Below are 24123 nucleotides of genomic sequence, written 5' to 3'. Positions count from 1 at the left end.
CGCATCCAGGAGCCTTTTTGCGTTTCAGCCGCTAATTACAGGCCATTCTTGGCCTTGAACTCACGACGCCTGCGGTGCAACACCGGCTCGGTGTAGCCGTTAGGCTGCTTGGTCCCTTCAATCACCAACTCCACCGCTGCCTGGAAGGCGATGTTGCTGTCGAAGTCCGGAGCCAGTGGGCGATACAGAGCGTCACCGGCGTTTTGACGGTCTACCACCGGCGCCATGCGCTTGAGGCTTTCCATCACTTGGGCTTCGTTGACGATACCGTGGCGCAACCAGTTGGCGATGTGCTGGCTGGAGATGCGCAGGGTGGCGCGGTCTTCCATCAGGCCGACGTCGTTGATGTCCGGCACTTTCGAGCACCCAACGCCCTGGTCGATCCAGCGGACCACGTAGCCAAGGATGCCCTGGGCGTTGTTGTCCAGCTCGTTGCGGATTTCTTCGTCGGACCAATCGGTGTTAGTGGCCAGAGGAATCGTCAGGATATCGTCCACCGACGCACGTTCGCGCTTGGCCAATTCGGCCTGGCGAGCGAATACATCAACCTTGTGGTAGTGCAGCGCGTGCAGAGCCGCCGCCGTAGGCGATGGAACCCAGGCAGTGTTGGCGCCAGCCAGTGGGTGGGCGATTTTCTGTTCGAGCATCGCCGCCATCAGATCGGGCATTGCCCACATGCCTTTACCGATCTGCGCGCGACCTTGCAGGCCGGTGCTCAGGCCGATATCGACGTTCCAGCTCTCGTAGGCGCCGATCCATTTCTCTGCCTTCATAGCCGCCTTGCGCACCATCGCGCCGGCTTCCATGGAGGTGTGGATTTCATCGCCGGTGCGGTCGAGGAAGCCGGTGTTGATAAACACCACGCGCTCGCTGGCCGCCTTGATGCAGGCCTTGAGGTTGACCGTGGTGCGGCGCTCCTCATCCATGATCCCGACTTTGAGGGTGTTGCGTGGCAGGTTCAGCACGTCTTCGATGCGGCCGAACAGCTCGTTGGTGAACGCGGCTTCTTCGGGGCCATGCATCTTCGGTTTCACGATGTACACCGAACCGGTGCGGCTGTTCTTGCGGCTGCTTTTACCGTTGAGGCTGTGGATCGCCGCCAGGCTAGTGAGCAGGCCGTCGAGAATACCTTCCGGCACTTCGTTACCGTCTTTATCGAGGATCGCGTCGATGGTCATCAAGTGGCCAACGTTGCGCACGAACAGCAGCGAACGGCCGTGCAGCGTCACGTCCTTGCCATTCACACCGGTGTAAACGCGGTCGGCGTTCATGGTTCGGGTAAAGGTCTTGCCGCCCTTGGCCACTTCTTCGGCCAGGTCGCCCTTCATCAGGCCGAGCCAGTTGCGGTAGATCACCACTTTGTCATCGGCATCGACGGCGGCGACGGAGTCTTCGCAGTCCATGATGGTGGTCAGTGCGGCTTCCATCAGCACGTCTTTGACGCCGGCGGCGTCGGTCTGGCCGACCGGGGTGCTGGCGTCGATCTGGATTTCGAAGTGCAAGCCGTTGTGCTTGAGCAGGATCGCGGTCGGCTGGGCGGCTTCGCCCTGGTAGCCGATCAGTTGCGCATCGCTGCGCAGGCCGCTGTTGCTGCCGCCCTTGAGGCTGACAACCAGCTTGCCATCAACGATTTTGTAGCCGGTGGAGTCGACGTGGCTACCGGCTGCCAACGGCGCGGCTTCGTCGAGGAAGGCGCGAGCGAAGGCGATGACTTTGTCGCCACGCACCTTGTTGTAGCCTTTGCCCTTTTCGGCGCCGTCGGCTTCGCTGATGGCATCGGTGCCATACAGCGCGTCATACAGCGAGCCCCAGCGCGCATTGGAGGCGTTGAGGGCGAAACGGGCGTTCATCACCGGAACGACCAGCTGTGGGCCAGCCATGCGGGCAATTTCGTCATCGACGTTTTGGGTCGAGGCCTGGAAATCTGCGGCTTCTGGCAGCAGGTATCCGATATCTTGCAGAAAGGCTTTGTAGGCCACCGGGTCGTGAGCCTGGCCGGCGTGGGTCTGGTGCCAGGTGTCGATCCGCGCTTGGAAATCGTCGCGTTTGGCGAGTAGGGCTTTGTTCTTCGGTGCCAGGTCATGGATGACCTTGTCGGCGCCGGCCCAGAACTGGTCGGCAGTAATGCCGGTACCGGGAATGGCTTCGTTGTTCACGAAGTCGAACAGGACTTTGGCGACCTGCAGGCCACCGACTTGAACGTGTTCAGTCATCTCTTGCCTCACTCTGCGGAGCTTATGCGCTTTTCAGCTTTTCAATTTACCAATGAAGCCTCTGGCCATTTAAACCACGAACCCGATCCCCCAGTACATGCCATGCAGGCGGCTGGGCTGGCGGGTTATCGCGATACGTTGGTGCCTTGGCAGACATCGACCTAACGTTATGTAGTGCGCGATTGGGCATACTACATGATGACTTGCGGTTGTGAAAATTTGACTAAATACGTCGTTTAGCGACCCTCCTGTGACATTCGGTCACAGTGGGGAATGGGATGTTCTCAAAAAACTATCAGATTGTTCCAGATAAATATAAAAATGGTACACGATTTGTTTTCGAGGGCTCCCGAGTCCACCTTGTAGATTGAATTCAGAGGGCTTCGCCATGGACCATCTTGTACTCACTATTATCGCTGCCGACAAACCCGGCTTGGTTGAACGCATTGCGCAGAATATTGCCGCCCACGGTGGCAACTGGCTGGAAAGCCGCATGGCGCACATGGCCGGGCAGTTTGCCGGGATATTGCGCGTCAGTGTTCCTACAGAAAGCCGTCAGGCCTTAGTGGACGCGCTGGAAGATTTATCCACACACGGCATCCGCGTGCTGGTGGGCGAGGGCAGCACGGGGCAGGCCGCAGCGTCCAAGGCGATCCTTATGACGCTGGTGGGCAACGACCGCTCGGGCATCGTGCGCGAGATTACGGCGCTGTTGAGCAAACAGGGCGTGAACCTGGAAAGCCTGAGCACGGATGTGCGCCCGGCGCCCATGAGCGGTGATCCGTTGTTTACCGCCGAGGCAGTGTTGCAGGTGCCGGCAGCGTTATCCCTGGATACCTTGCAACTGTCCCTGGAAACCCTGGCCGATGACTTGATGGTGGAGTTGCACCACGAGGAATAACGGCCCACACAGGTTATGCATGGAAATCTTGCATGGGCCTGTGGATAACCTGTAGAGACCCGGCGCCAGGCCACGTCGGCCGGACTTCTCCGCAAGCTGAGCAAAAAACGAGCAGTTTCAAAGGCTTGTGCACAAATGGCGGGGATCAGGTTGTGGATAACCTTGGGGTGGATGTCTGCAAGCCACAGTGGTCGTGGCTTGCAGAGGTTTGTACATTATTTGATCAGCGTTTTCGCACGGTCAGCCAGGCATCCAGGCTGTAGACCACCAGCCCCGCCCAGATAAACGCGAAGGCGATCAGCGTACTCGGCGCCAGGTGTTCGCCGAACAGCAGCACGGCTTCCAGCAGTACCAGGGTTGGCGCTACGTACTGCAAAAAGCCCAGGGCGGTGTACGGTAAATGCCGCGCGGCGGCGTTGAAACACACCAGCGGGATCAACGTCACCGGGCCTGCCGCCACCAGCCACCAGGCTTCGGACGTGCTCCAAAATTCCAGCTGCGCACTGTGGGCCGAGGGGTTGAACAGCAACCACGCCACGGCGATCGGCACCAGCATCCAGGTTTCCACCACCAGCCCCGGCAGCGCCTTGACCGGCGCTTGCTTGCGGATCAAACCGTAGAAGCCGAAGGTCAGCGCCAGCACCAGCGACACCCACGGCAAACTGCCGACTTGCCAAACCTGTTGCGCCACACCGACCGCCGCCAGCACGACGGCCACCCATTGCAGGCGGCGCAGGCGTTCGCCGAGGATTAGCATGCCCAGCAGCACATTCACCAGCGGGTTGATGTAGTAACCCAGGCTCGCTTCCAGCATGCGGCCGCTGTTCACCGACCATACGTACGTTAGCCAGTTACCCGCAATCAACGAACCACTGAGTGCCAGAATCGCCAGGCGCTTGGGGTTGTCACGCAGTTCGCGAAACCAGCCCGGGTGCTTCCAGACCGTCAACAGCAAGCCGCCAAACAGCGCTGACCACAACACACGGTGCACGATGATTTCGGCGGCCGGGACGCTGGCGATGGCTTTGAAGTAGAGCGGGAACAGACCCCAGATGACATAGGCGCTCAGGCCCAGAATGTACCCCTTGCGGGGGTTGGCGGCTTGCATTGCGGAATCCTTGCTTAGGCAGCTAACAAAGCGCGATTGTAGATGGGTTTATTGATCGTTCCCACGCTCGGAGTGGGAATGCCGCTTTTGGACGCTCTTGGCCGCGTGACGCGGAGCGTCACAGGATGTATTCCCACGCGGAGCGTGGGAACGATCAAAGCAGTTAAAAGAGTTTCAGGGGTTCTTCATTGAGCGCGGAGAGTTGCTCACGCAGCGCCAACACCTGATCGCCCCAATACCGCTCGCTGCCAAACCACGGGAAGCTGTGGGGGAACGCCGGGTCATCCCAGCGCCGTGCCAGCCAGGCGCTGTAGTGCATCAGGCGCAGTGCGCGCAAGGGTTCGATCAGCGCCAGTTCGCGTGGGTCGAAGTCATGGAACTCCTGGTAGCCGTCCATCAGTTCCGACAGCTGGCCGAGGCATTCCTGACGATCACCGGCGAGCATCATCCACAGATCCTGCACCGCAGGGCCCATGCGGCAGTCGTCCAGGTCGACGATATGGAACATCTCGTCACGGCACATCATGTTGCCGGGATGGCAATCGCCGTGCATGCGGATGTTCTTGTGCGGCGTGGCCTTGTACACCTCTTCCACACGCTTGAGCAGGTCGCGGGCCACCGACTCGTAGGCGGGCAGCAGGCTTTTGGGAATGAAGTTGCCCTCCAGCAAGGTATTCAGGGAATCGTGACCGAAGTTCTTTACCCCCAAGGCTTCGCGGTGTTCGAACGGGCGTGTGGAGCCCACCGCATGCAAACGGCCGAGCAACTGCCCAAGGCGATAGAGCTGGTCAAGATTGCCCGGCTCCGGCGCACGGCCACCACGGCGAGGGAATAGGGTGAAGCGGAAGCCTGCGTGTTCAAACAGGCTTTCGCCGTTGTGAATCATCGGGGCGACCACCGGCACTTCGCATTCGGCCAACTCGAAGGTGAAGCGGTGTTCTTCGAGGATCGCTTCGTTGGTCCAGCGCTGCGGCCGGTAGAACTTGGCGATCAGCGGCTCGGAGTCTTCGATGCCCACCTGATAGACGCGGTTTTCGTAACTGTTGAGCGCCAGAACGCGAGCATCGCTGAGGAAACCGATGCTTTCGACGGCGTCGAGTACCAAGTCGGGGGTGAGTGTTTCAAACGGATGGGCCATGCGAACTCCTGCGCGCAGCAGGGCGCCGCGTCCGGCCCGGTATGGTAACGCACACGCGCCGAGATAACTTGCTCGTAGCAGCTGTCGAGCTTAAGCGAGGCTGCGTCAGGCCTGGATCGGCGGCGCGCCCGCCGCAGCCTCGCTTAAGCTCGACAGCTGCTACGGCGTGTAGAACCGTCTGATTTTATCAGGCGCCGACGATGCCGCCGTCATCCCGTCGAATCGCCATCACCGACGAGCGCGGCTTGCCATTCGGCAGGTGCTCCGGCCAGGTCGAACCACCGGTTTCGCCCGGATGCTGAATCCCCACAAACAGTGTCTTCTGATCCGGCGAGAAGCTGATGCCCGTCACCTCGCACGCCACCGGCCCAACCATGAAACGACGGATTTCCCCGGTGCTTGGGTCAGCACACAGCATCTGGTTATTGCCCATGCCGGCGAAGTCGCCCGCGTTGCTGTAGTCGCCGTCGGTAAGAATCCACAGGCGCCCGGCCTTGTCGAAACCCAAGCCGTCGGGGCTGTTGAACATGTTCTGTGGGTTGATATTCGACGAGCCGCCTTTCGGCGTACCGGCATGCACGCCCGGGTTGCCGGCCACTACAAACAGGTCCCAACTGAAATCCGAAGCGCCATGGTCATCGGCGTTGGCTTTCCAGCGCAGAATCTGGCCGTAGACGTTCTTCTCGCGAGGGTTGGGGCCACCCACCGGCTGGCCGTCTTCGCCGCGCTTGGCGTTGTTGGTGAGGGTGCAGTAAACCTGGCCGTCGGTGGGGCTGACCACGATCCATTCCGGGCGGTCCATGCGCGTGGCTTTCACCACGCTGGCGGCCAGGCGTGCGTGGATCAGCACTTCGGCCTGGTTGGCGAAACCGCTGTTGGCGTCGATGCCGTTTTTGCCATGGGTCAGTTCGACCCATTGACCCTTGCCCTTGGGATGGTCGACGTTGCCGTCGCCTGCGTCGAAGATCGCGACAAACAACGTGCCGTGGTCAAGCAGGTCTTTGTTGGCCTTGGGGTTCTTGTGGTTGATCTTGTCGCGGCTGACGAACTTGTAGATGAACTCCCCGCGCTCGTCGTCGCCCATGTACACCACCGCGCGGCCGTCACGGGTTTCAGCGAGGGCGGCGTTTTCGTGTTTGAAGCGGCCCAGGGCCGTGCGTTTGGCCGGAGTGGATTGCGGGTCGAACGGGTCGATTTCCACCACCCAGCCATGGCGATTGAGCTCGTTGGGGTTCTTGGCCATGTCGAAGCGCGGGTCGTGCTGATGCCAGTTGATGTCTTTGCTGGCCGCCACTACGCCGTAGCGTTTCTGCCCGGCATCGAAGCTTTGCTGTGGGTTACTGCTGCCAAAGCAGTCAGTGAAGTTCTCTTCGCAGGTCAGATAAGTGCCCCACGGCGTCTTGCCGTTGGCGCAGTTCTGGAAGGTGCCGAGGGCTTTTTTGCCGGACTTGTCCGCGCTGGTTTTCAGCCACTCGTGGCCAGCCGCCGGGCCGCTCAGGCGGATTGGCGAGTTACCGTGGATGCGGCGGTTGTAGCGCGAGTCCTGGACGAACTGCCAGGTATCACCCTTGCGGCGTACTTCGATCACCGACACGCCTTCGCTGGCCTGGGCCTTGCGCACGTCTTCGGCCGATTGCGGCGCGCCGCCGTGGGCGAAAAGGTAGCGGTAGTTGGTGTACTCGTTGTTGATCGCCATCAGCGCGCGGTTGTCGTCGCCGGGAAAGGCGAACAGGCTCATGCCGTCGTTGTTGTCACCGAACTGCTGCTCCTGGGCCTTGGCCGTGCCGTTGCCGGACGGGTCGAAGGCCGGGGCATTTTTTTGCAACGGTTGGCCCCAACTGATCAGCACCGAGGCGCTATAACCGGGCGGCAGGGTGATGGCGTCGCTGGTGGCGGCGGCGATGCTGGCGAAGCCCAGCAACGGGCTGGCGGAGGCGGCGTTGACGGCCAGGGCGCTGCGGGTCAGCAGGTTGCCGCCCAGGAACATTGCGGCACCGCACAGGGCACCGGCACCGATAAAACGGCGACGGGTGAGGCCGACCATCTGCTCAAGGTCGGTGGCTTGGTTTTCTTCTAATAGGCTCATTTCAGGCTCCCTGCGGTTTTTGCAGACACCTTAAGGAGCACGCGTGACGAAATTGTTGCAGTTAGAAGGCGGGCGCCGGCTACACCGGTGTGCCGAGCAGCACATTGCTGGCGGAAAACTGTACCTGTATCGGCAGGCCTTCTTCGGCGCCCAGAGCCGTGAGCGCGGCAGGCTGCGCCAGGGCGCATAAAACCTGGCCGTTGGGCAGGGTGATGCGCACCTCGCTGGGGCCGTCATCGGCGTCGAGAATCGTCTCGATGACACCGCTCATGCAATTGTGTCCAGGTGTTGCAGCTTGCTCGATGGCGAGCAATTCCAGCCAACCAGCCTTGATCAAGGCGACCACTTCGACGCCCATCTCAAGTTCCAGTCGCTGCGTACTGTCGTGGGTGATTTGCGCATCCAGGGTCAAGCCGCCGGCCAGTTGCAGGCGAATCAAGTCGTTACGACCGTGTTGTTCGATTGCAATGACCTGGCCGTGCAGTTGGTTGCGTGCGCTGGTGCGCAGCATCAAGCGGCCCAGCAGGTTGAAGTCGCTGGCCGCTTCATCCGAACCCAGCACTTGGGCCTGTACCACTTGCAGGCGCTGGTAGAGGCGTAGCACGCGCTCACCTTCGGCCGTCAGCTTGGCGCCGCCGCCGCCTTTGCCGCCGACACTGCGCTCCACCAGCGGCTTTTGTGCGAGGTTGTTCAGCTCATCAATGGCGTCCCAGGCGGCCTTGTAACTCAAACCGGCGCTTTTCGCGGCGCGGGTGATCGAGCCCTGTTCGGCGATGTGTGCCAGCAAGGCGATGCGCTGGGGGCGGCGGATGATGTGTTGGCTGAGAGAGGTCGGCAGAGACATGGGGATACGCTTCGATAAGGTCAGCGGACGTTGCAGGCGTGACGCAAGGGAGTCAAGTCATGTGCCAGGTTTTGGTGTGCGGGCCAGGCAGTAGACGTCGACCTGGCGCGCCCCGGCGTCCATCAACAGGCGGGCCAGGCTGTGGGCGGTGGCACCGGTGGTGAGGACGTCGTCCACCAGTGCCAGGTGCTGGCCTTGCACTTGGGCGCCGGGTGCCAGGGCAAATGCAGCGAGCAGGTTGCGCTTGCGTGTCTTGGCGTCGAGGGCTTGTTGCGCGACGGTTTCATGGGGGCGTAACAACAGGTGTTCATCGTGGGGGATATTGAGGTTTTCACTGAGCCAGCGAGCCAACATCATCGCCTGGTTAAAGCCGCGCTCCTGTAGACGCTTACGTGCCATCGGCACAGGCAGCAGGAAGTCGGGGCGGGTGAGTTCGGCGTTATCGAAACGATGTTGCAGGTGTTGCTCCAGCAGGCGCGCCAGCATATGACCGAGCGGCCAGCGCGCTTGGTGCTTGAAGCGGCTGATCAATGTGTCGATAGGAAAGCTGTAGGTCCAGGGTGCGATCACTTGTTTAAAGGCCGGCGGTTGTTTCTGGCATTGGCCGCAGATCAAACCGTCCATCGGCAACGGGAGGGCGCACACGTCGCATTGCGCCATCAGCCAAGGCAGTTCGGTTTCGCAGACGTTGCACACAGAATCGGCTGATTCGGTGGCTTCATCGCAGACTAAACAGGCTTGGTTGCTTTTTAACCAGATGTAAACCTTGTGTTTGTGTCTTGGTTGACAGTGCATGAATCTTCCTTAAATATGCCGAGCATCCGTGTCGTGTCTGTGGGTATTGCCCTTCCCGCAGCGTTTGCCCAAGCATAATCAAGGAATCGCCCATGAGCGCCAGCACCACTGCCACCCTGCGTCACGATTGGTCCTTAGCCGAAGTCAAAGCGCTGTTTGTGCAGCCTTTCAATGACCTGTTGTTCCAGGCGCAGACCGTGCACCGCGCGCATTTCGATGCCAACCGCGTGCAGGTGTCGACCTTGCTGTCGATCAAAACCGGCGCCTGCCCGGAAGATTGCAAATATTGTCCGCAGTCGGGCCACTACAACACTGGCCTGGAAAAAGAAAAGCTGATGGAAGTGCAGAAGGTCCTCGAAGAGGCTGCTCGCGCCAAGGCCATCGGGTCTACCCGATTCTGCATGGGCGCCGCCTGGAAGCATCCGTCGGCCAAAGACATGCCCTACGTGTTGCAGATGGTCAAAGGCGTGAAGGCCATGGGCCTGGAAACCTGCATGACCCTCGGTCGCCTTGACCAGGACCAGACTGAAGCCCTGGCCCAAGCCGGGCTTGATTACTACAACCACAACCTCGACACCTCGCCGGAGTTCTACGGCTCGATCATCACCACTCGCACCTATGGCGAGCGCCTGCAAACCCTGGCTTACGTGCGTGACTCGGGCATGAAGATCTGTTCGGGCGGCATCCTCGGCATGGGCGAGTCCCTCGATGACCGCGCCAACCTGCTGATCCAGCTGGCCAACTTGCCGGAGCACCCCGAGTCGGTGCCGATCAACATGCTGGTGAAAGTCGCCGGTACACCGCTGGAGAACGCCGAAGACATCGACCCGTTCGACTTCATCCGCATGCTGGCCGTGGCGCGCATCCTGATGCCGCAATCCCACGTGCGCCTGTCGGCGGGCCGTGAGGCGATGAATGAACAGATGCAGGCCCTGGCGTTTTTCGCTGGCGCCAACTCGATTTTCTACGGCGACAAACTGCTGACCACCGCCAACCCGCAGGCTGACAAGGACATGCAACTGTTCTCGCGCCTGGGGATCTTGCCGGAAGCCCGTGAAGAGCACGCTGATGAAGTGCATCAGGCGGCGATTGAACAGGCGCTGGTGGAGCAGAAGAGTAGCGAGCAGTTCTATAACGCTGCTGTTTGACGTCTATCTCTCTATTGGAATGCGGTCCAAATGAGGGAGCGGGCTTGCTCGCGAAGGCGGTCTTTCAGTTGATGCATGTGCTGACTGACCCACCGCATTCGCGAGCAAGCCCGCTCCCACATGTTTGACCGAGTTGAATCTGCTAATCCGAGGCCTGCATGTCTTTTGATCTCGCCGCGCGTCTCGCTGCCCGCCGTGCCGAACACCTCTATCGCCAACGCCCTTTGCTGGACAGCCCCCAAGGCCCGGAAGTGGTGGTGGACGGCCAGCCGTTGTTGGCGTTCTGCAACAACGATTACCTGGGCTTGGCCAATCACCCGCAAGTGATCGAAGCCTGGCGCGCCGGCGCTTCCCGTTGGGGCGTGGGCGGTGGTGCTTCGCACTTGGTGGTCGGGCATGCCACGCCGCACCATGAACTGGAAGAAGCCCTGGCTGACCTCACCGGTCGCCCGCGTGCGCTGCTGTTTACCACCGGCTACATGGCCAACCTCGGCGCGGTCACGGCGTTGGTGGGGCAGGGAGATACGGTGCTGGAAGATCGCCTTAATCATGCGTCGCTATTGGATGCGGGCCTGCTGTCCGGCGCGCGTTTCAACCGCTATCTGCACAACGACGCCGACAGCCTGGCCAAACGTTTAGAGAAGGCTACCGGCAATACGTTGGTGGTCACCGACGGTGTATTCAGCATGGACGGCGACCTTGCCGATTTGCCTGCGCTGGCCCGCGAAGCCAAGGCCAAAGGCGCCTGGCTGATGGTGGATGACGCCCATGGCTTTGGCCCGTTGGGTGCCAACGGTGGTGGGATCGTCGAGCATTTTGGCTTGAGCCAGGAGGATGTGCCGGTATTGGTCGGCACCCTGGGCAAAGCATTCGGCACCGCCGGGGCGTTTGTGGCTGGCAGTGAAGAGCTGGTCGAAAGCCTGATCCAATTCGCCCGGCCGTATATCTACACCACCAGCCAACCGCCTGCGCTGGCCTGCGCCACCTTGAAAAGCCTGGAGTTGCTGCGCACCGAACATTGGCGTCGCGAGCACCTCAATGGCTTGATCCGCCAGTTCCGCCAGGGTGCCGAGCAGCTCGGCCTGAACCTGATGGACAGTTTCACGCCGATTCAACCAATCCTGATTGGCGACAGCGCCAAGGCCGTGCGGTTGTCGCAGATGCTGCGCGCGCGCGGCCTGATGGTCACCGCGATCCGCCCACCCACCGTACCTGCCGGCAGTGCGCGTTTGCGCGTGACATTAACGGCGGCCCACAGCGAGGCGCAGGTGCAGCTATTGTTAAACGCATTGGAAGAGTGTTTCCGCTTGTTAGGCGCCACGGAGCCCGACCATGCGTGATCGACTGATATTGCTGCCCGGCTGGGGCCTCGGCGTGTCACCGCTGGAGCCTTTGGCCGCTGCATTGCAGGGCCTCGACGAACACTTGCAGGTGCAGATCGAGCCGCTGCCGGCGCTGGACTCCAGTGACCTGGATGAATGGCTCGATGAACTCGACGCCACGCTGCCGGACAACGCCTGGCTGGGCGGCTGGTCCCTGGGTGGCATGCTCGCCTCTGAGCTGGCGGCGCGGCGCGGTGAGCGGTGCTGCGGTCTGCTGACCTTGGCCAGTAACCCCTGTTTTGTCGCCCATGACGGCTGGCCGAGTGCGATGCCTGCCGAAACATTCGATGCGTTTCTTGCGGGTTGTCACGCTGATTCGCAAGTCACTCTCAAACGTTTTGGCCTGCTGTGTGCCAAGGGCGCCGAAGACCCCCGTGGGTTGTCGCGTTTGCTGGTCAGCGGTGCGCCGAATGCACCTTCCAGCGTGTTGATGCCTGGCCTTGAGCTGCTCGCCCAGCTCGATACACGCGAAGCCTTGCTCGCCTATCGCGGCCCGCAACTGCATCTATTCGCCGGCATGGATGGGCTGGTGCCCGCCGAAGCTGCCGCTGGTTTACTGACCCTGCTGCCCGATGTAGAAATCGGCCTGATTGAACAGGCTGGTCACGCTTTTCTTCTGGAAGACCCTCACGGTGTAGCGGGGGCCATCCAGGCTTTTTTGCATGAGTACGTTGATGACTGATTTATCCCACCCTTCATTGCCGGGCGCCTTGCCGGACAAGCGTCAGGTGGCGGCGTCCTTTTCCCGCGCTGCTGCCAGTTACGACAGCGTGGCCGATTTACAGCGCGCAGTGGGTAATGAGCTGCTGGCTCGTTTGCCGGTGGCCATCGCGCCGCAACGCTGGCTGGACTTGGGCTGTGGCACGGGTTTTTTCAGCCGTGTGCTGAGTGAGCGGTTACCGGCCAGTCAGGGCGTGGCGCTGGATATTGCCGAAGGCATGCTCAATCACGCGCGGCCATTGGGCGGAGCCGAGCATTTTATCGCCGGTGATGCCGAGCGTCTTCCGTTGCAGGGTGATAGCTGCGGGCTGATTTTCTCCAGCCTGGCGGTGCAATGGTGTGCGAATTTCGACGCAGTGCTGAGCGAGGCTTATCGCGTGCTGCAACCCGGTGGTGTATTGGCGTTCGCGAGCCTGTGCGTGGGTACTCTGGACGAGTTGCGCGAAAGCTGGCGCGCTGCGGATGGCTTGGTTCACGTCAACCGCTTTCGCACGTTCGAAACATATCAACAGCTGTGTGCGGCCAGCGGCTTGCGAGTGGTGAGCCTGGAGCGGCGTCCGCATGTGCTGCATTACCCGGATGTGCGCAGCCTGACCCACGAACTGAAAGCATTGGGTGCACACAACCTCAACCCGGGTCGCCCGGGAGGGTTGACGGGCCGCGCGCGGATTGTTGCACTGGTGGACGCATACGAGCAGTTCCGTCAGGCCCAGGGCCTGCCAGCCACTTATCAAGTGGTGTACGCCGTACTGGAGAAACCTCTATGAGCGCCGCTTATTTCATCACCGGCACCGATACCGATGTCGGCAAAACCACCATCGCCGCCGGCCTGCTGCATGCCGCAAGGCTCTCGGGTAAAAGCACCGCCGCCGGAAAACCGGTGGCCTCGGGGTGCCAGGTAACGCCCAAGGGGTTACGCAACAGTGATGCCTTGGCGCTATTGGCTGAGTGTTCGTTGCCGTTGACGTATGCCGAGGTCAACCCGGTAGCGTTTGAGCCCGCCATTGCGCCTCACTTGGCGGCGCGGGAGGCAGGCGTTGCGTTGACGGTGCAATCGCTGTTGAAACCCATGCAGCAGATTCTGGCGCGGCAGGCGGACTTCACTTTGATCGAAGGTGCGGGCGGCTGGCGTGTGCCATTGGCCGATCAGGACAATCTGTCGGACCTGGCCATGGCGCTCAAGTTGCCGGTGATCCTGGTGGTGGGCGTGCGTTTGGGCTGCATCAGCCATGCGCTGTTGACGGCAGAAGCCATCGCGCGCGACGGTTTGCCGTTGGCCGGTTGGGTAGCGAATATCATCGACCCCAAGACCTCTCGTCTGGAAGAAAACCTCGCCACCCTGGCTGAACGCTTGCCGGCGCCGTGCCTTGGACGCGTGCCGAAACTCAAGCATGCCGGGGCCGAAGCGGTGGCCGAGTACTTGGTGTTGGACCTGCTTGACTGATTTTGGCTATCACTAAGGCAATATGCCATTAGTGTTTTTGACGGGCCTTTTGCCAGGATGTCTGCTTCAATTCAGCCTCACGATTCTCTAAAGGCAGGCTTACGCCATGGAAATCTCTGGAAGCAGCGCGTTTTATTCGGGCCTGAGCAGTATTCAGACCGGGCAGAGCCGCGTCGACCAGGCCGCCGGCAAGATCGCCAGCGCCGCGACTACCCAGCCCTCGGACGCCCAGAGCGACCGTCTGCAAGCCAATGATCGCGCTCAGCCTTCAAACTCGGCCAGCAATATGGTCGAAATGGCCCAAGGCAAGTTTCAAGTGGAGCTGGGGGCAAAAGTCGCCAAAGCTTCGGATGAAATGCTCGGCACCTTGATCGACACCTACGCTTAACCCCCTTTCTACCCTGCATGCCGGCTCTCCTGTGGGAGCTGGCCTGTGTCGTCCTCTTGAACTTCTACACTTCTCAAATCACGTGGCGTCTTGCCGCAGGCCTTGCTGTGCCTGGTGTTGATTCGTGTCAGGACAAATGGCGTCTGGACGATGCTTGACAACCCAAGGTCGTAAACGTATGTTTCAAACACCTGTTTGACCGCCACAACAAATCCACGCGGTTGTTCATCCCAGATACATCAGCAGAGGTTTATCGCTATGCCTGACTACAAGGCCCCCTTGCGTGATATTCGCTTCGTTCGTGACGAACTGCTCGGCTATGAAGCGCACTATCAGAGCCTGCCGGCTTGCCAGGACGCTACCCCGGACATGGTTGACGCCATTCTCGAAGAAGGCGCCAAGTTTTGTGAGCAAGTGCTGGCACCGTTGAACCGCGTGGGTGACATCGAAGGGTGTACCTGGAGTGAGTCAGGCGTTAAGACCCCTACTGGTTTCAAAGAAGCCTACAAACAATTCGTCGAAGGTGGCTGGCCAAGCCTGGCCCACGACGTGGCGCACGGCGGCCAAGGCTTGCCGGAGTCCCTGGGCCTGGCCGTCAGCGAAATGGTCGGCGAAGCCAACTGGTCGTGGGGCATGTACCCGGGCCTGTCCCATGGCGCGATGAACACCATTTCCGAGCACGGCACCCCCGAGCAGCAAGAGGCTTACCTGACCAAGTTGGTGTCGGGCGAGTGGACCGGCACCATGTGCCTGACCGAGCCTCACTGCGGCACCGACCTGGGCATGCTGCGTACCAAGGCCGAACCTCAGGCTGATGGTTCCTACAAAGTCTCCGGCACCAAGATCTTCATCTCGGCCGGCGAACACGACATGGCCGACAACATCGTCCACATCGTGCTGGCACGCCTGCCGGATGCACCGGCCGGTACCAAAGGCATCTCGCTGTTTATCGTGCCCAAGTTCCTGCCAAACGCCGACGGTTCGGTGGGTGAGCGCAACGCCGTGACCTGTGGCTCTCTGGAACACAAGATGGGCATCCACGGTAACGCCACTTGCGTGATGAACTTCGACGCGGCCACCGGTTTCCTGATCGGCCCGGCGAACAAAGGCCTGAACTGCATGTTCACCTTTATGAACACCGCTCGCCTGGGCACTGCGCTGCAAGGCCTGTCCCACGCTGAAATCGGCTTCCAGGGTGGCCTGAAATACGCGCGTGACCGCCTGCAAATGCGCTCCCTGACTGGCCCGAAAGCGCCGGACAAGGCTGCCGACCCGATTATCGTGCACCCCGACGTACGCCGCATGCTGCTGACCATGAAAGCCTTCGCCGAAGGCAACCGTGCGATGGTGTACTTCACCGCCAAGCAAGTGGACATCGTCAAGTACGGCACCGACGACGAGGCCAAGAAACAGGCTGACGGGCTGCTGGCGTTCATGACGCCGATCGCCAAGGCGTTCATGACCGAAGTGGGTTTTGAATCCGCCAACCACGGCGTGCAAATCTACGGCGGCCACGGTTTCATCGCCGAGTGGGGCATGGAGCAGAACGTTCGCGACAGCCGCATTTCGATGCTGTACGAAGGCACCACCGGCATCCAGGCGCTGGACCTGCTCGGCCGTAAAGTGCTGATGACCCAGGGCGAAGCGCTCAAGGGCTTCACCAAGATCGTCCACAAGTTCTGCCAGGCCAACGAAGGCAATGACGGCGTCAAAGAGTTCGTTGCACCGCTGGCTGCACTGAACAAAGAGTGGGGCGAGTTGACCATGAAGGTCGGCATGGCTGCCATGAAGGACCGTGAAGAAGTCGGTGCCGCCTCGGTGGACTACCTGATGTACTCCGGCTACGCCTGCCTGGCTTATTTCTGGGCCGACATGGCACGCCTGGCTGCTGAGAAACTGGCTGCCGGCACCACCGAAGAGGCGTTCTACACCGCCAAGCTGCAGACCGCGCGCTTCTACTTCCAGCGCATCCTGCCGCGTACCCGTACCCACGTGGCCACTATGCTGTCGGGCGCCAACAACCTGATGGACATGAAAGAGGAAGACTTCGGCCTGGGTTACTAAGCCTTACCGGGTTCACCTCAAGAGCCGCCGCTCCCTTACCGGAGTGGCGGCTTTTTTGTGCGCGATAAAAAACCACAGTAAAGCGCTCAGGGATTGCCGGCGGCTGCCGTTAAAGTGATGGCAATGTGATACATGGCAGGCAGGTTGTGCTTAACTGTCCGCGAAGAGGCATAGTGCCATCATCTTTTTTGCGGGTCGGAGTTTTACCCTTGTCACGCGTGTCCGCTGTACGTTTCAGTCATTTTCTCCCCTCATTACTGCTGTTGCTGGCCGGGCTCTCGGCTGCGTACGTCAAGGACCTCAACGTATTCTTTACTTCGCTGTTCAACGTGCTGCCGACCTTGGTGCTGTTGCTCGGCGGTTCGTACTGCGCGGTTTATCGGCGCCAGCGTGAACTGTTTCTGATGATCACGGTGTATATCGTCTACTTCCTGCTGGATACCCAGACCGATTTCTACCGCGACAATGGCCGCGTGCGCGAAGACGCGGCCGTGGTGTTCCACCTGTGCTGCCTGCTGCTACCGCTACTGTTCAGCATCTATGCGCTGTGGCAGGAAAAAACCCATCTGTTCCGCGATTTTGTCGCGCGTTGCGCGGTATTGCTCGCGGTGGGCAGCGTAGCACTGGCCCTGGAGCAGAGTTTTCCCCAGGCCGTGCTTAACTGGTTGGCGGAGATTCGTTGGCCGGCGCTGCATGGCCGCTGGATGAGCCTGATCCAGCTCTCATACCCAATGTTCCTGATTGGCTTCCTGACCCTGGCCGCCCAGTACTGGTACCAGCCGCGCCCGCTGCATGCCGCGCAACTGGTTGGTCTGCTGGGGTTGTTCTGGATGTTGCCGCAAACCTTCATCCTGCCGTTCACCCTGAACATCATGTGCAGCCAGGTAATGCTGATGATCGCTGCCGGCGTTGCCCACGAGGCCTATCAAATGGCGTTCCGCGACGAGCTGACCGGCTTGCCGGGGCGGCGTGCGCTCAACGAGCGTATGCAGCGCCTGGGGCGCAACTATGTACTGGCGATGAGTGATGTCGACCACTTCAAACGCTTTAACGACACGCACGGTCACGACGTGGGCGACCAGGTGTTGCGGCTGGTGGCGAGCAAGCTGTCCAAGGTTAATGGCGGCGGCCGGGCATACCGTTATGGCGGTGAAGAATTTGCAGTGGTGTTTGCCGGCAAGACCCTCGATGAATGCATGCCGCACCTGGAAGAGATCCGCGAAATCATCGCCAACTACGACATCAAGTTGCGCAACTTGGACAGTCGACCCCAGGACGATCATCAGGGCCGTCAACGCCGGGCGGGCAGCGGTGCATCGAGTGTGTCGGTGACCGTCAGCATCGGCGTAGCCGAGCGCCAGGCCGAGCAGCGCACCGCTGAAGAAGTGCTCAAATCCGCCGACCAGGCGCTGTACGCCGCCAAGGGCGCGGGGCGTAACTGTGTGGTCGCCGCCGGGCAAACCCGCCGTGGCGCAGTGCGGATGGAGAGCGCTGCCGGTTGAGTGATGGTGGTGTATTCAGCGGTTCTACAGTGATTGTTTGAGGCCGTGACCGGCAGTAGGTTGAAACCATCTGCTGCCGGAGACATTGCCATGCCTGAGTACAAAGCTCCCCTGCGCGACATGCGCTTTCTGATCGACAACGTGTTTGATTTCCACGGCCACTACGCTGCCCTGGGCGCGACCGATGCCAGCCCGGACATGGTCAGTGCGATCCTTGAGGAAGGCGCGAAATTCTGCGAGAACGTGCTCTCGCCGCTCAATCGCAGCGGCGATGAAGAAGGCTGCCATTTCGACAACGGCGTGGTCACCACGCCCAAGGGTTTCAAGGAAGCCTTCGCCCAGTACGTGGAAGGTGGCTGGCATGGCGTGGCGGCGGACCCGGCCTACGGTGGCCAGGGCTTACCACTCTCCCTGGGCTTGGTGCTGAGCGAAATGATCGGTTCCAGCAACACCTCGTGGGGCATGTATCCGGGCCTGACGCACGGTGCGATGTCGGCGATCCACGCCCACGGCACTGAAGAGCAGAAAACCACCTACCTCAACAAGCTCACCGCCGGTGAGTGGACCGGCACCATGTGCCTGACCGAAGCCCACTGCGGCACCGACCTGGGGCTGATCAAGACCCGCGCTGTGCCCCAGGCGGATGGAAGCTATGCGGTCACCGGCAGCAAGATTTTTATCTCGGCCGGCGAGCATGACATGAGCGCCAATATCATCCACCTGGTGCTGGCCAAGCTGCCGGACGCACCCGCGGGCACCAAGGGGATTTCACTGTTTATCGTGCCCAAGTTCCATGCGGATACCGGCGCGCGCAACGCGGTGCACTGCGGCTCCATTGAACACAAAATGGGCATCAAGGCTTCGGCGACGTGTGTGCTGAACTTCGACGGCGCCAAGGGCTTCCTGATTGGTGAGGCGAACAAAGGCCTCAACTGCATGTTCACCATGATGAACCATGCACGCCTGGGCACGGGGATGCAGGGGCTGTGCAATGGGGAGGCGAGTTTCCAGGGGGCGATCAAATACGCCAACGACCGCCTGCAAATGCGCTCGTTGACCGGTGCCAAGGCTCCGGATAAAGCCGCCGACCCGATTATCGTGCACCCCGATGTGCGCCGCATGTTGCTGACCATGAAAGCCTTCAACGAGGGCAACCGCGCGCTGACCTATTTCACTGCGCAATTGCTCGACACCGCGCACCTGAGCAGCGACGCCGCTCAGCGCCAGGAAGCCGAAGACCTGTTGGCGTTCCTTACGCCCATCTGCAAAGCCTTCATGACCGAGACTGGGCTTGAGGTGACCAATCACGGCATGCAGGTGTTTGGCGGCCATGGTTTTATTCGCGAGTGGGGCATGGAACAGTTGGTGCGTGATTGCCGGATTGCGCCGATCTATGAAGGCACCAATGGCATCCAGGCCCTCGACCTGCTGGGTCGCAAAGTGCTCGGTAGCCAAGGCAAGCTACTGCGTGGGTTTACCAGGATTGTGCATAAGTTCTGCGCGGCGAACGCCGAACATCCGCAGCTCATGGCCCATGTGGAGCAGCTTAATCAACTGAACCAGCAATGGGGCGAGTTGACGCTAAAGGTCGGCATGGCGGCGATGAAAAATCCCGATGAAGTGGGCGCAGCGGCGGTGGATTATTTGATGTACAGCGGTTACATCATCCTGGCCTACCTGTGGCTGCGCATGGCGATCGCAGCTCAGGCGCAGGTCGATGACGCCGAGTTTGCCAAGGCCAAGCTTGCTACCTGTGACTTCTACTTCAAGCGCTTGCTGCCGCGCACCGCGACCCACCGGGCCGCTGTCGAAGCGGGCAGTGAGTGCCTGATGAGTCTGCCTGCGGAGGCGTTTGCGCTACTGTGACTTAAAAATACCAACTAGTCACAAGTGGACCCTATGTGTCTGAAAAGTTGTTCGGGTACACTCGGAGTCTGTAAAACCGATCCTATCGAATCACTTTTCACGTTCTCACGAGGTTTGCCATGGCTGATTACAAAGCGCCGCTGCGTGATATGCGCTTCGTCCTCAACGAAGTATTTGAGGTCGCCAAAACTTGGGCCCAATTGCCGGCATTGGCAGACACCGTTGACGCCGAAACCGTTGAGGCAATTCTCGAAGAGGCCGGCAAAGTCACCGCCAAATCCATCGCTCCGCTCAGCCGCGGCGGCGATGAACAAGGCTGCCATTGGGCAGGCGGTGCGGTGAGCACGCCGGACGGTTTTCCACAGGCCTACAAAACCTACGCCGAAGGCGGCTGGGTGGGTGTAGGCGGTGATCCGATTTTCGGTGGCATGGGCATGCCCAAGGCGGTGTCGGCTCAGGTTGAAGAGATGATCAACTCGTCGAGCCTGGCGTTCGGCCTGTACCCGATGCTGACCTCCGGCGCCTGTGTGTCGATCAACACTCACGCCAGTGAAGCACTCAAAGCCACCTACCTGCCGAATATGTACTCGGGTGTGTGGGCCGGTTCCATGTGCCTGACCGAGTCGCATGCCGGTACCGACCTGGGGATGATTCGCACCAAGGCCGAGCCTCAGGCGGACGGGGCCTACAAGGTCAGCGGCACCAAGATTTTTATCACCGGCGGTGAGCACGACCTCACTGAAAACATCATTCACTTGGTACTGGCCAAGCTGCCGGACGCGCCGGCCGGGCCCAAGGGCATTTCGTTGTTCCTGGTGCCGAAGTTCATGGTCAATGCCGACGGTAGCCTGGGCGCGCGTAACCCGGTGACCTGCGGTTCGATCGAACACAAGATGGGTATTCAGGCATCTGCTACGTGCGTGATGAACTTCGACGAAGCCGTGGGCTACTTGGTGGGCGAGCCTAACCGTGGTTTGGCGGCGATGTTCACCATGATGAACTACGAGCGTCTTGGCGTGGGTATCCAGGGTTTGGCGTCCGGCGAGCGCTCCTACCAGAACGCAATTGAATACGCGCGGGATCGCCTGCAGAGCCGTTCCCCGACCGGTGCCCAGGCCAAAGACAAAGTCGCTGACCCGATCATCGTGCACCCGGACGTGCGCCGCATGCTGCTGACCATGAAGGCGGCGAACGAAGGCGGCCGTGCATTCTCCACCTATGTGGCCACGCAATTGGACATTGCCAAGTTCAGCGAAGATGCCGTTGCCCGCGAGCGAGCCGACAACCTGGTGGCATTGCTGACCCCAGTCGCCAAGGCGTTCCTGACCGACCTGGGCCTGGAAACCACCGTATTGGGCCAGCAAGTGTTCGGCGGCCACGGCTACATTCGCGAGTGGGGCCAGGAACAGCTGGTGCGTGATGTACGCATCACTCAGATCTACGAAGGTACCAACGGCATTCAGGCCTTGGACTTGATGGGGCGCAAGATCGTCGGCAGCGGCGGCGCGTTCTACACCTTGTTCGCTGACGAGATCCGCGCGTTCATTGCCTCGGCAGGCGCCGAATTGGGCGAATTCACTCAACCGCTCAGCGCGGCGGTGGATAACCTGGATGAGTTGACGGCCTGGGTACTGGACCGCGCGAAGACCAACCCGAATGAAATCGGCGCGGCTTCCGTGGAGTATCTGCACGCCTTTGGCTACATGGCCTACGCCTATATGTGGGCGCGTATGGCCAAGGCGGCACTGGGCAAGGAGGCTGAGGAAGACTTCTACGCCAGCAAACTGGGTACTGCACGCTTCTACTTTGCCCGCCTGCTGCCGCGTATTCATTCGCTGAGTGCTTCGGTAAAAGCCGGTAGCGAATCGCTGTTTTTGCTGGATGAGGCACTGTTTTAAGGACGATGAGGACGTGTAAGCATTCTCTTACGTGACGTGCTGCTATTCGTCCTCTATCGCCGAATTGGATCCACGGATAATCTACTTCACATGGACGTCGCGCAGGAAGCGCAAAGCAACAACAGGGACACGTAGGATTCTGCCAGGATGGCGGAGTGAAATGGATGTCAGGGAAACAGTCTGCAAAGCCCCGCTTCGGCGGGGTTTTCTTTTGCCTGCGAAAAAGTCAGGGCACTGAAACTCAGGGCTGTGCCTGAGGGGCATTCATCACGTCTTCCAGCAACGTGCGCAGCAACGCCACCGTCGCCTGCTGGCGCTGCACATCGCGGCATACCAGCCCCACTTTCAGCGGCACCCTGGGTTCACTCAAGGGTTTCCACAGCAATGCCTTGCTGTTGTGCTCGTCTTGGGAGCGCCCGGGCAGCACCGTTGCCAGTTTGGTGTGGGGCAGGCTGTCGAGAATCCCCACCATGGTATTCAGCTCCGCTTGCACCTGCGGACGCCGACCCAGGTTGGACAACTGGCCTTGCCAGATCTGCCGTACTTGAAACTCTTCCCCCAGCAACAGCATCGGCAACTCGGCCGCCTGTTTCAGCGAGACCTTCTTGAATTCCCGCAGAGGATGGTCCTCGGGGATGACCACCTTCAACTCATCCTCATACAGCAGTACGCCGTGTAACCCCGGCTGACGGGGTGGCAGGTAGCTGATACCGATATCCAGCGAGCCGTTGAGCAGTCGTCGTTCAATTTCCAGCCCCGTCAATTCGTAGATCTGCACCACCAAATGTGGCTGGGCCTTGCGCACGCGTTCCAGCATTTGCGGCACCAGGCTGGTGTGCACGGTTTGCAGCACGCCAATGGCCAAGGTGCGCATCGCCTGGCCCTTGAAGTTGCGCAAGGCTTCGACGGCTTGCTGCATGCCATCAATCAACGGCAACGCGTGGTTGTATAAGGTATGGGCCGCCAACGTGGGTAACAGGCGCTTGCTGCTGCGCTCGAACAAGCTGACATCCAGGTTCTGCTCCAACTGGCGAATCTGTTGCGACAAGGCCGGTTGGGAGATCGAAAGGCGCTCGGCAGCACGGCCCACGTGGCCTTCCTCATACACCGCGACGAAATAACGCAGTTGCTTGAAATCCATAAGACTTACTTATCGAAAAAGCTGGAAAATCGAAATGGCCGGTGGCCCCAGAGGCGCCTAGTCTAGCGCCTATTCGCAGGGCTTACAGGGCCGGATCGGGCAATGAATAGCGTTTATGTTGATGGCATTTACATAGGCAAGGCAAAAAACCTCCCGTCAGGCTTTGCAGGGTTTACCGACCAAGGTCCGGTTGCCATCGGGGGTGAGCTGTGAATCTATTCCGTCGCCCCGCGCCAAGCCTGGACGATCTGGTCCTTGATGCACCGCGTGATGATCTTTCCAGCGAATGCCTGATGCCCACGGTGGCGCGTCCACCTCAAGTCTTCGTTCGAGGTCAGGGCTCCTGGCTTTCGGACAGTGACGACCGTGCCTACCTGGACTTTAGTCAAGGCGGCGGCGCCAATAGCCTCGGGCACAGCCCGCAGGTATTGCTCAATGCCTTGGCCGAGCAGATGCAAGCGGTGATCAATCCTGGGATTGGCTTGTACAACCGGGCTCAACTCAATCTTGTCGACCGTCTGTGCCATCGCACCGCAAGCGACCAGGCGTACCTGCTCAACAGTGGCGCGGAAGCCTGTGAGGCGGCGATCAAGCTGGCGCGAAAATGGGGCCAACTGCATCGCGGCGGCGCTCACCACATCATTACGGCCAGTGGTGGCTGCCATGGTCGCAGTTTTGCCGCGATGGCCGCGTCGGCGGGTACCTGTGAGAATCGGTTTGAGCCGCAAATGCCGGGCTTCAGCCACGTACCTTTCAACGATCTTCCTGCCTTGCACGCCGCCGTCGATGCACACACGGTCGCCATCCTGCTGGAGCCGATCCAGGGTGCCGCCGGCGTGATCCCAGCGACCGAGCACTACCTCAAAGGCGTTGAACGCCTGTGCCGTGAACTGGGCATCCTGCTGATCTTTGATGAAGTGCAAACGGGCATCGGTCGGTGTGGCACCTTGCTTGTGGAAGAACAATACGGCGTGCGCGCTGACATCATCACCCTCGGCAAAGGCCTGGGCGGCGGCGTGCCCTTGGCAGCGCTGCTGGCGCGCGGCAAGGCCTGTTGCTTCGAAGTAGGTGAGCTGGAAGGCTCGCATCACGGCAATGCGCTGATGGCAGCGGCCGGTGTCGCAGTACTCGACGCGGTGTTGGAAAGCGGCTTTCTTGAACAGATACGCGAATCAGGCCTGTACCTGGGAGAAGGTCTTGCGCGCCAGGCCTACCGTTACGACCACGGGCAACTGCGTGGCAATGGACTGATGTGGGGCCTGACACTGTCCGACGATTCTGCGGATGCTGTGGTAAAGGCCGCGCTACACGAAGGCTTGATCCTCAGCGCCCCACAGCCCAATTGCTTGCGCTTTACTCCTGCCCTGAACGTCAGCAAAAACCACATCGACGAAATGCTCCTACGTCTTGCCCGCGCCTTTTCCCGTGTACGCACTGCCCAACTGCACTGTCGCAAAGGCATCGCCGTTTAACCCCAATTTCCTG

The 24123-nt window shown here is 60.4% G+C and carries 19 protein-coding genes; 12 read left to right on the top strand and 7 right to left on the bottom strand.

What is annotated here, in order from left to right; genetic code table 11:
* Positions 1-35: 35 nt before the first annotated feature.
* Entirely contained in the window at positions 36-2213 is a 2178-nt protein-coding gene (locus BFL40_RS15875) for a malate synthase G (protein WP_071484883.1), read from the bottom strand.
* A gap of 388 nt (positions 2214-2601) precedes the next feature.
* On the opposite strand from BFL40_RS15875, the gene BFL40_RS15870 reads away from it, so the two are divergent.
* A complete protein-coding gene (locus tag BFL40_RS15870) occupies positions 2602-3114 on the top strand; it encodes a glycine cleavage system transcriptional repressor (protein WP_071484882.1) in 513 nt (170 codons plus the stop codon).
* 223 nt (positions 3115-3337) lie between these two features.
* Here BFL40_RS15870 and rarD read toward each other — a convergent pair whose 3' ends face one another.
* From rarD to BFL40_RS15845, 5 genes are all read right to left on the bottom strand, one after another.
* Positions 3338-4222: an EamA family transporter RarD gene (rarD, locus tag BFL40_RS15865; protein WP_071484881.1), complete on the bottom strand. Its 885-nt coding sequence runs from the start codon at positions 4220-4222 to the stop codon at positions 3338-3340.
* A 163-nt stretch (positions 4223-4385) separates the two neighbouring features.
* Positions 4386-5360 carry a serine/threonine protein kinase gene (locus tag BFL40_RS15860; protein ID WP_017138020.1) on the bottom strand — a complete coding sequence of 325 codons (975 nt, stop codon included), beginning with the start codon at positions 5358-5360 and terminating at the stop codon, positions 4386-4388.
* 187 nt (positions 5361-5547) lie between these two features.
* Positions 5548-7446 carry a PhoX family protein gene (locus tag BFL40_RS15855; RefSeq protein ID WP_071484880.1) on the bottom strand — a complete coding sequence of 633 codons (1899 nt, stop codon included), beginning with the start codon at positions 7444-7446 and terminating at the stop codon, positions 5548-5550.
* A 79-nt stretch (positions 7447-7525) separates the two neighbouring features.
* Positions 7526-8290, bottom strand: coding sequence for a TOBE domain-containing protein (locus tag BFL40_RS15850; RefSeq protein WP_071484879.1), 765 nt, complete (start codon positions 8288-8290; stop codon positions 7526-7528).
* Between the two features lie 57 nt (positions 8291-8347).
* Entirely contained in the window at positions 8348-9085 is a 738-nt protein-coding gene (locus tag BFL40_RS15845; protein WP_071484878.1) for a ComFC family protein, read from the bottom strand.
* Positions 9086-9177: 92 nt separating this feature from the next.
* Here BFL40_RS15845 and bioB point away from each other — a divergent pair, with 92 nt between their 5' ends.
* The 10 genes from bioB to BFL40_RS15795 all read left to right on the top strand — a co-directional run bounded on the left by bioB (position 9178) and on the right by BFL40_RS15795 (position 21497).
* Positions 9178-10233, top strand: coding sequence for a biotin synthase BioB (gene bioB, locus BFL40_RS15840; RefSeq protein WP_046035002.1), 1056 nt, complete (start codon positions 9178-9180; stop codon positions 10231-10233).
* Positions 10234-10391: 158 nt separating this feature from the next.
* Positions 10392-11573, top strand: coding sequence for an 8-amino-7-oxononanoate synthase (bioF, locus tag BFL40_RS15835; protein WP_071484877.1), 1182 nt, complete (start codon positions 10392-10394; stop codon positions 11571-11573).
* Positions 11566-12297 (top strand): alpha/beta fold hydrolase, encoded by a 732-nt coding sequence (locus tag BFL40_RS15830; RefSeq protein WP_071484876.1) that lies wholly within the window; start codon positions 11566-11568, stop codon positions 12295-12297. Before bioF ends, BFL40_RS15830 begins: the two co-directional genes overlap by 8 nt.
* Positions 12290-13102 (top strand): malonyl-ACP O-methyltransferase BioC, encoded by an 813-nt coding sequence (gene bioC / locus BFL40_RS15825; protein WP_071484875.1) that lies wholly within the window; start codon positions 12290-12292, stop codon positions 13100-13102. The genes BFL40_RS15830 and bioC overlap by 8 nt, the downstream gene beginning before the upstream one ends.
* On the top strand, positions 13099-13779 hold the full coding sequence (bioD, locus tag BFL40_RS15820; protein WP_071484874.1) for a dethiobiotin synthase: 681 nt from the start codon (positions 13099-13101) through the stop codon (positions 13777-13779). Before bioC ends, bioD begins: the two co-directional genes overlap by 4 nt.
* 106 nt (positions 13780-13885) lie before the next feature.
* Positions 13886-14167 (top strand): hypothetical protein, encoded by a 282-nt coding sequence (locus tag BFL40_RS15815; RefSeq protein ID WP_033898084.1) that lies wholly within the window; start codon positions 13886-13888, stop codon positions 14165-14167.
* 258 nt (positions 14168-14425) lie between these two features.
* Positions 14426-16231 (top strand): phenylacyl-CoA dehydrogenase, encoded by a 1806-nt coding sequence (locus BFL40_RS15810; protein WP_071484873.1) that lies wholly within the window; start codon positions 14426-14428, stop codon positions 16229-16231.
* Between the two features lie 209 nt (positions 16232-16440).
* Positions 16441-17733 carry a GGDEF domain-containing protein gene (locus BFL40_RS15805; protein WP_071484872.1) on the top strand — a complete coding sequence of 431 codons (1293 nt, stop codon included), beginning with the start codon at positions 16441-16443 and terminating at the stop codon, positions 17731-17733.
* Positions 17734-17823: 90 nt separating this feature from the next.
* Complete coding sequence (locus tag BFL40_RS15800) at positions 17824-19599, top strand: acyl-CoA dehydrogenase C-terminal domain-containing protein (protein ID WP_071484871.1); 1776 nt, start codon at positions 17824-17826, stop codon at positions 19597-19599.
* A gap of 119 nt (positions 19600-19718) precedes the next feature.
* Positions 19719-21497 (top strand): acyl-CoA dehydrogenase C-terminal domain-containing protein, encoded by a 1779-nt coding sequence (locus tag BFL40_RS15795; protein WP_071484870.1) that lies wholly within the window; start codon positions 19719-19721, stop codon positions 21495-21497.
* Positions 21498-21738: 241 nt separating this feature from the next.
* Here the strand turns inward: BFL40_RS15795 and BFL40_RS15790 are convergent, their stop codons facing one another.
* Positions 21739-22638, bottom strand: a complete 900-nt coding sequence (locus BFL40_RS15790) for a LysR family transcriptional regulator (RefSeq protein ID WP_071484869.1) — start codon at positions 22636-22638, stop codon at positions 21739-21741.
* Positions 22639-22847: 209 nt separating this feature from the next.
* On the opposite strand from BFL40_RS15790, the gene BFL40_RS15785 reads away from it, so the two are divergent.
* Complete coding sequence (locus tag BFL40_RS15785) at positions 22848-24110, top strand: aspartate aminotransferase family protein (protein ID WP_071484868.1); 1263 nt, start codon at positions 22848-22850, stop codon at positions 24108-24110.
* Positions 24111-24123: the final 13 nt, after the last annotated feature.

This window comes from Pseudomonas costantinii (assembly GCF_001870435.1).
In the GTDB taxonomy this organism is placed as follows: Bacteria; Pseudomonadota; Gammaproteobacteria; order Pseudomonadales; family Pseudomonadaceae; genus Aquipseudomonas; species Aquipseudomonas costantinii.
This window is presented reverse-complemented; position numbering and strand designations above follow the sequence as displayed.

Excerpts from the sequence above, each read along its gene's own strand:
- BFL40_RS15875 (WP_071484883.1), bottom strand. The coding sequence starts at position 2,213 with ATGACTGAACACGTTCAAGTCGGTGGCCTGCAGGTCGCCAAAGTCCTG.
- BFL40_RS15870 (WP_071484882.1), top strand. The coding sequence starts at position 2,602 with ATGGACCATCTTGTACTCACTATTATCGCTGCCGACAAACCCGGCTTG.
- rarD (WP_071484881.1), bottom strand. The coding sequence starts at position 4,222 with ATGCAAGCCGCCAACCCCCGCAAGGGGTACATTCTGGGCCTGAGCGCC.
- BFL40_RS15860 (WP_017138020.1), bottom strand. The coding sequence starts at position 5,360 with ATGGCCCATCCGTTTGAAACACTCACCCCCGACTTGGTACTCGACGCC.
- BFL40_RS15855 (WP_071484880.1), bottom strand. The coding sequence starts at position 7,446 with ATGAGCCTATTAGAAGAAAACCAAGCCACCGACCTTGAGCAGATGGTC.
- BFL40_RS15850 (WP_071484879.1), bottom strand. The coding sequence starts at position 8,290 with ATGTCTCTGCCGACCTCTCTCAGCCAACACATCATCCGCCGCCCCCAG.
- BFL40_RS15845 (WP_071484878.1), bottom strand. The coding sequence starts at position 9,085 with ATGCACTGTCAACCAAGACACAAACACAAGGTTTACATCTGGTTAAAA.
- bioB (WP_046035002.1), top strand. The coding sequence starts at position 9,178 with ATGAGCGCCAGCACCACTGCCACCCTGCGTCACGATTGGTCCTTAGCC.
- bioF (WP_071484877.1), top strand. The coding sequence starts at position 10,392 with ATGTCTTTTGATCTCGCCGCGCGTCTCGCTGCCCGCCGTGCCGAACAC.
- BFL40_RS15830 (WP_071484876.1), top strand. The coding sequence starts at position 11,566 with ATGCGTGATCGACTGATATTGCTGCCCGGCTGGGGCCTCGGCGTGTCA.
- bioC (WP_071484875.1), top strand. The coding sequence starts at position 12,290 with ATGACTGATTTATCCCACCCTTCATTGCCGGGCGCCTTGCCGGACAAG.
- bioD (WP_071484874.1), top strand. The coding sequence starts at position 13,099 with ATGAGCGCCGCTTATTTCATCACCGGCACCGATACCGATGTCGGCAAA.
- BFL40_RS15815 (WP_033898084.1), top strand. The coding sequence starts at position 13,886 with ATGGAAATCTCTGGAAGCAGCGCGTTTTATTCGGGCCTGAGCAGTATT.
- BFL40_RS15810 (WP_071484873.1), top strand. The coding sequence starts at position 14,426 with ATGCCTGACTACAAGGCCCCCTTGCGTGATATTCGCTTCGTTCGTGAC.
- BFL40_RS15800 (WP_071484871.1), top strand. The coding sequence starts at position 17,824 with ATGCCTGAGTACAAAGCTCCCCTGCGCGACATGCGCTTTCTGATCGAC.
- BFL40_RS15795 (WP_071484870.1), top strand. The coding sequence starts at position 19,719 with ATGGCTGATTACAAAGCGCCGCTGCGTGATATGCGCTTCGTCCTCAAC.
- BFL40_RS15790 (WP_071484869.1), bottom strand. The coding sequence starts at position 22,638 with ATGGATTTCAAGCAACTGCGTTATTTCGTCGCGGTGTATGAGGAAGGC.